The organism is Pseudomonadota bacterium, assembly GCA_022361155.1.
Classification (GTDB): domain Bacteria; phylum Myxococcota_A; class Polyangia; order Polyangiales; family JAKSBK01; genus JAKSBK01.
This window is the reverse complement of sequence record JAKSBK010000326.1, coordinates 1-7,164: the sequence shown is the minus strand read 5'-3', so window position 1 is coordinate 7,164 and position 7,164 is coordinate 1. Positions and strand designations below refer to the sequence as shown.

7 protein-coding genes are annotated in these 7,164 nt (G+C 64.4%); 6 read left to right on the top strand and 1 reads right to left on the bottom strand.

What is annotated here, in order from left to right; translation table 11 throughout:
* The 3 genes from MJD61_12820 to MJD61_12810 form a co-directional block, all read left to right on the top strand.
* On the top strand, positions 1-764 hold a 764-nt coding region (locus tag MJD61_12820; GenBank protein MCG8556150.1), incomplete at its 5' end, for a hypothetical protein.
* 24 nt (positions 765-788) lie between these two features.
* On the top strand, positions 789-2,126 hold the full coding sequence (locus MJD61_12815) for a nucleotide sugar dehydrogenase (GenBank protein ID MCG8556149.1): 1,338 nt from the start codon (positions 789-791) through the stop codon (positions 2,124-2,126).
* A gap of 167 nt (positions 2,127-2,293) precedes the next feature.
* Positions 2,294-3,223 carry an NDP-sugar synthase gene (locus MJD61_12810; GenBank protein MCG8556148.1) on the top strand — a complete coding sequence of 310 codons (930 nt, stop codon included), beginning with the start codon at positions 2,294-2,296 and terminating at the stop codon, positions 3,221-3,223.
* Here MJD61_12810 and MJD61_12805 read toward each other — a convergent pair.
* Entirely contained in the window at positions 3,220-4,002 is a 783-nt protein-coding gene (locus MJD61_12805; GenBank protein MCG8556147.1) for a Stp1/IreP family PP2C-type Ser/Thr phosphatase, read from the bottom strand. The two genes, MJD61_12810 and MJD61_12805, sit on opposite strands and share 4 nt — an antisense overlap.
* A gap of 170 nt (positions 4,003-4,172) precedes the next feature.
* On the opposite strand from MJD61_12805, the gene MJD61_12800 reads away from it, so the two are divergent.
* From MJD61_12800 to MJD61_12790, 3 genes are all read left to right on the top strand, one after another.
* Positions 4,173-4,892 (top strand): uracil-DNA glycosylase, encoded by a 720-nt coding sequence (locus MJD61_12800; protein ID MCG8556146.1) that lies wholly within the window; start codon positions 4,173-4,175, stop codon positions 4,890-4,892.
* Between the two features lie 95 nt (positions 4,893-4,987).
* Positions 4,988-5,443: a hypothetical protein gene (locus tag MJD61_12795; protein ID MCG8556145.1), complete on the top strand. Its 456-nt coding sequence runs from the start codon at positions 4,988-4,990 to the stop codon at positions 5,441-5,443.
* Positions 5,430-6,962 (top strand): acyl-CoA carboxylase subunit beta, encoded by a 1,533-nt coding sequence (locus tag MJD61_12790; protein ID MCG8556144.1) that lies wholly within the window; start codon positions 5,430-5,432, stop codon positions 6,960-6,962. Before MJD61_12795 ends, MJD61_12790 begins: the two co-directional genes overlap by 14 nt.
* The last annotated feature ends 202 nt before the right edge of the window (positions 6,963-7,164 follow it).

Here is a 7,164-nt window from a genome sequence, read left to right as displayed (position 1 = left end):
ACCATGACGTCAAGTGGCTTCTGATCAGCGGACAGGCGAGCATCCTGTACGGGGCCGCCACCTTCTCCGAGGACATCGACCTGTGGCTGATGCCCACTCAGCTGAACTTCGAGCGTTTTCTCAAAGCGCTGCGCGAGGTCGGGGCTCGCTACTACAAGTTGACCCCAGCTTTCACCGTGGAGCACTCGGTGAGGAGGCACGGGTTTCACTTCGTGCTGCCGGCAACTGGGAAAGAGCCGGAGTGCTACCTTGACGTCATGGGTCACCCTCCTCGAGCTCGGGCCTTCGAAGCAGCGCTGCGCGAGGCTTGCGACGTCGATGCGGATTGGGGTTTGATGCACACGGTGGGCATCAAGGACCTGGTCGAGCTGAAGAAGACCCAGCGAGCTCGAGACTACCCGGTCATCGGCCGCCTCGTGCTCGCGTACCTCCGGGACCACGGGCCCGCGTGGTCTGAGCACGACATCGGTTGGGCACTCGCCAACATGTTCAGCCTCGACGAGTTTCGACGCATGTTCGTGGAGCACCCGGCAATGCACCGAGTTCTTCCCGCCGGCGCGCCGCCTGTCGTGATGGCCGCAGCGGCACAACTCGAGCGGGATGGCCAGCTCGCTCAGATCCTGGAGGACGAGCTGGACGACTGGCTCCAGGCCCGCGCGGCGCCGTTGCGCAGGGCGGACCGCCACTTCTGGCGCCCGGTGATCGACGATCTGCGCGATCTCCGCCGCCGGGGCGAGCTGATGCCGGAGGGGTCGTTGGTGTAGGACCGGGGGGAGCCGGAAGGGAGAATGCACGTGCGGCAAGCTGGTGAATATGCGGAGGCACTGAGCAGGCGGTTGCGCGACCACGAGGCGACGATCGGTGTCATCGGCCTTGGCTACGTGGGATTGCCGCTGGCGCTTGCGTTTGCGCAGCGGGAGTTCCGGGTGCTGGGCTTTGATGTGGACCCGCAAAAAGTGGAGGCGCTGGCTCAGGGACGCTCGTACATCTCGCACATTGATGCGGCGTTGCTGCGGGCTAGCGCCGATGGCGGGCGGCTCGAGGCAACCACGGACTTCGGCCGTCTCGGGGAACCGGATGCGATCCTGATCTGCGTCCCGACTCCGCTGTCTGCCCAGCGAGAGCCGGACCTGTCGTACGTGGTCAAGACCAGCGAGCGCATCAAACAGAGCCTGCGGCCGGGTCAGCTGGTGGTGCTGGAGTCTACGACCTATCCGGGCACGACGATCGAGCTGATCAAGCCGCTGCTGGAATCGACCGGGCTGCACGCTGGTCAGGACTTCTTTCTGGCGTTTTCGCCGGAGCGAGAGGACCCTGGCAATACGCGTCACACCACCACCACGATCCCCAAGGTGGTGGGCGGGGTCGATCCCGTGTCCGGGCAATTGGCCCAGCTGCTCTACGATCAGGCGATCGCAAGGACGGTGCGGGTGTCGAGCGCAGACGCTGCCGAAGCAACCAAGCTGACCGAGAACATCTTCCGCGCCGTGAACATCGCATTGGTCAACGAGCTCAAGCTCATCTACGCCAAGATGGGTATCGACATCTGGGAGGTGCTTGATGCCGCCGAGACCAAGCCGTTCGGTTTCATGCGATTCGATCCCGGACCGGGGTGGGGCGGCCACTGCATTCCGCTCGATCCATTCTATCTGTCCTGGAAGGCGCGCGAGCACGGGCTCGACACGCGCTTCATCGAGCTCGCAGGCCAGATCAACCGAGGAATGCCAACGTACGTGGTACATTGCCTGCAGCAGGCTCTGAACGACCGCGGCAAGGCGCTCAAGGGCAGCGATGTGCTCATGCTCGGCATGGCCTACAAGAAGGACGTTGGCGATACGCGCGAGAGCCCAGCCTTCGAGGTCATGCGGCTCTTGCTCGAGCGGGGTGCCCGCATCGCCTACCACGATCCCCACGTGCCGGTCGTTCCGGAAACGCGCGACTGGGGCTTTCTACCCAGGTTGGAGTCGCAGCCGCTTAGCCGGGCCAGCCTACAGGGTCGAGACGCCGTCGTGCTTGTCACAGCGCACTCGGGCATGGACTACGAACTGGTCCAGGAGCACGCCGCGTTGATCGTGGATGCCCGTGGCGTCTACCGCGGCCAGCGCCCCAACGTCGTGAAGGCATGATGGCTCAGCGCCCGTGGTCTGCCACGCGAATCCGCCCGCGGCCCGGTTCCGCGACTACCAATTCGCCAGACAGCAGTACATCACCGTAGCTCGCCGGTACCTCGGCGCGCTGGCGCCCGGCCGGCGTCGTTGTTGTGAGTTCGATGAGGCAGGTCTAGCCTCTCGGCATGCGTGGCATGCTGCTCGCGGCGGGGTACGGGACCCGCCTGGCGCCCCTGACGGACGCGTTGCCGAAACCGGTGATTCCTGTGGCCAACCGTCCGATGGGTTGGTTCGCGTTGGACCACCTCGCACGCAGTGGAGTGACGGATCTGGTTGCTAACACGCACCACCTGCCGGAAGTCGTGCAAGAGCAGCTGAGTGCGGTTTGTCCGGAAGGGGCGTCGCTGCGCTTTGTTCATGAGCCGGTGCTGCTGGGCACAGGCGGCGGCATTTCGAACGCGCTGCGTCCACAGGCGGGTGAGACCTTGGTCGTGGCGAATTCGGATGTGCTGTTTGCGCCCGACCTACAAGCCGCGCTCTCGCTGCATCGTCGCACGGGTGCCATCGCGACCATGATCGTGCGTCGTGCGAACCTCGGTCAAGACTACGGTTCGGTCGAGGTGGACCACCACGGACGCGTGAGACGTCTGTTGGGCCGTCCCGAGGCTGCAACGAAGCCGCTTCGCCGCGTGGTGTTCGCTGGCTACCATATCCTGGACGCTCGAGCGTGGGGGGCACTGCCTGCGCAGGGGTGCATCGTACGCACGGCCTACCGGGAATGGCTTGACCGGGGCGAGATCGTGATGTCGGCAATGGACCTGGGCCCGTGGCGTGATGCAGGCGATCTCGCGGGCTACCTGCAAGCCAACAGCGATCTGGCGAGCGGTCGCCTGCGCTTCAGGGGCGTAGACCCGCCTCACGAAGGCGCGATCTGCCACCCCAACGCCAACGTCGATCCGGAGGCGGTGCTCCACCAAGTGGTGGTTGGGGCGCACGCCAATGTTGGCCCGGTTCGGCTTCGACGTGTTGTGGTTTGGCCCCACACCACGGTCAACGAGGCGGCGCAGGACAGCATCCTCACGCCCTCGGGAAAGACGGCGGCCGGGGCCCCCTAGCCCTGCCCCATCCACTTCGCCACCACGACGGTGACGTTGTCGGGACCGCCGTTGCCGTTGGCGCTGTCGATGAGGCTTCCGCTCATCGTCTTCAGATCGGTAGTCGAGGTGCAGATCTGGGCAATCCTGTCGTCCTTCACAGGCCCGCTCAGGCCGTCGGTGCACAGGACGTACAAGTCCCCCGGCTGCGGGGAGTCGATGAGCGTATCTACCTTGACAGTGTCGCGCATACCCAAAGCACGAACGATCACGTTCTTGTGAGGGAAGTTCGCGATCTCCTCCGCGCTCATTTGTTTCATCTTGATGTAGTCGTTGAGCAGGGAATGGTCTTCGGTCAACTGTGTCAGGGCACCCTCGCGCAGGCGGTAGACGCGTGAGTCGCCTACGTGTCCTATGAGGCAGCCCTCTCGCATGACCAGCAGCGCCACCACGGTCGTGCCCATGCCACGGCGCTTGCTCTCTCGCTGGGAGGCCTCGAAGATGCGGAGGTTGGCAAGCTTCACCCCGGTGATCAGCCGGTTTTCTTCGTAGCCCCGAGTCTTGTCCATCTTGTAGGGCCACGTGGAATCGGGGTCGTCCGCGGTCGCGTCAAAGAAGTCGCGAACCGTGTCTATAGCCATCTTGCTGGCGACCTCGCCGGAGGCGTGGCCGCCCATGCCGTCGGCTACCAAGTACAGGTGCTGGTTGTTGAGTACCGCGAAGCTGTCTTCGTTGTGGCCCCGCTTCATTCCAACATGGGTCGCTCCGTGTGCGATCACACGTGCCTGAGACGCCACCATTCACCTCGAATTTCCTCTGTAACCTCTAACACTTGGCTCGGATAGGCTATCAATCCCGTGGCTCTGGAGTCAATCGGTGGTGTGCTATTCTTGGACGGACCGTAAGTCGTGCTGGTCGCGCACGCTAGCGCTTCGCCGGCAGTTTACGGAGTACGAATCAAAACGTCCACATGCCGAAACAGGTACCCACCGAACGTAGGCAGCTCGCCGAGTTGATCGATCAGGCGATCGCGCTCCTGGAGGACGAACTCGAGCTCGGTCTGGTTGGTCTGGCGGTCACGCGCACCGCGGGCAATCGCGCTGTGGATCCGTCCGGGTCGCGAGCAACCGTAACGTCACGAGGTCGAGCGCTCGGGGCCCTGGAAGAGGAGGTCACGGCTTGCACACGCTGCGACCTCGCCAAGGGGCGCACCCAAAGCGTGTTCGCGCGAGGGGATCCCTCGGCTCGCCTCTTGCTGGTGGGCGAGGGACCCGGACGCGACGAGGATCTGCAGGGGCTGCCCTTTGTGGGTGCAGCGGGCAAGCTCCTCGATCGCATGATCGTGGCGATGGGCCTGCGCCCGGAGGAGGTCTACATCTGCAACGTGGTCAAGTGCAGACCTCCGCACAACCGGACACCGCTAGCCAACGAGGCCGCAGCTTGCTTGCCCTTCCTGGCCAGGCAGATCGAGCTGGTTGGCCCGGACATGATCGTCGCGCTGGGGCGATGCGCGGCGAACAACCTGGGCTGCGCGCCGCCAGTGGGGCCGTGGCGCGGCATCTGGCGCGAGTGGCATGGTATCGCCGTGATGCCCACCTACCACCCCGCTTATTTGCTGCGAAGCCCGGAGTTCAAGCGCACGGTTTGGTCGGATCTGAAGAAAGTGATGCATCGGCTGGGGCTGGCGTGACCCGGAGCTTCGTTGCGGGTCAGGCCTGGCAGCGTGGAGAATCTGACGGGCTTGGCGCATGGGCCAAGAGGGGTTTATTGTCCCGGGCTGCGGCCATGCACAGTTTGCTAGACGAGGACGAGCCGCCCCTGCGGCTTCCGCCGAGCGATGCGCCGAGCGAAGCAGAGGAGGATGAGCCGGCTCAGCTGGAGGAAGTCCAGGACTTCGACGAACCTGAGATCGGGCAGGACGGCGAAGCTGAGGCCGGACGACTGCTTGATGCTGGAGACCCGATTCAGCCGGGCGATCTGGGCGATCTGATCGACACCTCGGAGGCCGCCGAGCGGCAGAGCTGGGTCGAGGACAGTGAAGTCGCGGGCGAGCTGATCCCACTGGACAGCGACGGGCTGGATGACGATGAGTACGGCTGGCGGGACCAGCACGAGTCACCCGATGTCGACCTTGGCGACGAGCTCGATGATCGCAGCTTGCCTAGCGCGCTGTGCGACCAGGGCGAGATCGGACCTGCAGAGGATTGGGAGGGCGAGGACAACGACGATGTCACTCGATGACGAGCTCAGAGAACAGGTCGAGCGTACCCGGCGTGGCGGGGAGCCCAAGTACCACGAGAAAAACGCAGCCAAGGGGAAGCTGTTCGCCCGCGAGCGAATCGCCCGCTTGGTGGATCGCGACTCGTTTGTCGAAGACGGGACGCTGGCGAACTGCGCGGCCGGGAACCTACCCTCCGATGGGGTGATAGCGGGAGTGGGGCGCATGGGAGGGCGGGTCGTCGCGTTGATGGCGAACGACTCCACCGTCAAAGCCGGATCCTGGGGTCGCCGGACGGTCGAGAAGATCCTGCGCGTTCAGGAGACGTCGCGGCGGCTCAGCTGCCCGCTGTTGTATCTCGTCGATTCGGCAGGAGCGCGCATCACAGACCAGCTCGAGATGTTTCCTGGGCGACGAGGAGCCGGGCGCATCTTCTACAACCAGGTCCAGCTAAGTGGCCATGTTCCCCAGCTCTGCGTCTTGTTCGGACCCAGCGCGGCAGGTGGCGCCTACATTCCCGCATTCTGCGACGTGGTGATCATGGTCGAGAACAACGCATCCATGTACCTCGGCTCGCCACGCATGGCGGAAATGGTGATCGGCGAGAAGACGACGCTGGAGGAAATGGGTGGCGCTGCCATGCACTGCGGAGTGTCGGGCTGCGGCGATCTACTGGCGTCCAACGAGTCTGAAGCACTGCTGCTCGCGCGCCAGTATCTCGGATACATGCCGGCCCACTCCGGCTGTGCCCCAGCGCCCCTGGAGCCGCGTGCCCCGGCGTCGCACGCGGACCTCGAAGCGCTCATTCCACAGGACGAGAACAAGGCGTTCGACATGATGGAAGTCCTGCATACGCTCGTCGACGGCGACAGCTGGTTTGAGATCAAGCCCTTGTTCGCACCAGAGATACTGACTGGATTCGCACGTATCGAAGGTCGCACGGTAGGTATCGTCGCTAATCAACCCAAGCGGATGGGCGGCGTGCTCTTCGTGGATAGCGCGGACAAGGCTGCCCGATTCATATGGCTCTGCGACGCGTACAACGTTCCCCTGGTCTTCCTTGCTGATGTCCCAGGTTTCATGATTGGAACCAAAGTCGAGCGTGAAGGTATCATTCGGGCTGGCGCCAAGATGATCTCTGCGGTTAGCGAGGCCACCGTCCCGAAGCTCAGCGTGATCGTGCGCAAGGCGTATGGCGCCGGGCTTTACGCCATGTGCGGCCCCGCTTTCGAGCCGGACGCGTGCGTTGCCCTGCCTCAGGCCTCCATTGCGGTCATGGGGCCCCAAGCAGCGGTGAACGCCGTGTACTACAACAAGCTGCAGGAGATCGAGGATCCCAACGAACGCAAGGCGCAGGTAGAGCGGCTAAGGACCGAGTATCGCGAGTCGGTGGACATCCACAAGCTAGCGAGCGAACTGGTCGTGGATGAGCTCGTGGCGGGCAGGGATTTAAGGCGCGAGGTCGCCCAGCGCCTGAGCCTCCGCCCGGCCTCGGTTGCTGGCAACCGGCTCGGCAAGAAACACCTCATCCCTCCCATGTAGCTGCCGGCCGACCCGACCCGGGTTGGGTTGACGCCGGAGTGCCGGATCGCCCCGACCCGCGTTGCCCGACCCGGGTTGAGGCCGCCGCCGCCGCCGACCCGCCGCCGACCCGCAGGTTCCCGACCCGACCCGGGTTGAGGTTGGGTTCGACCCGACCCCGACCCGACCCCAGGGCTATCGAGTTCTCGGTGCAGTCTGTTTT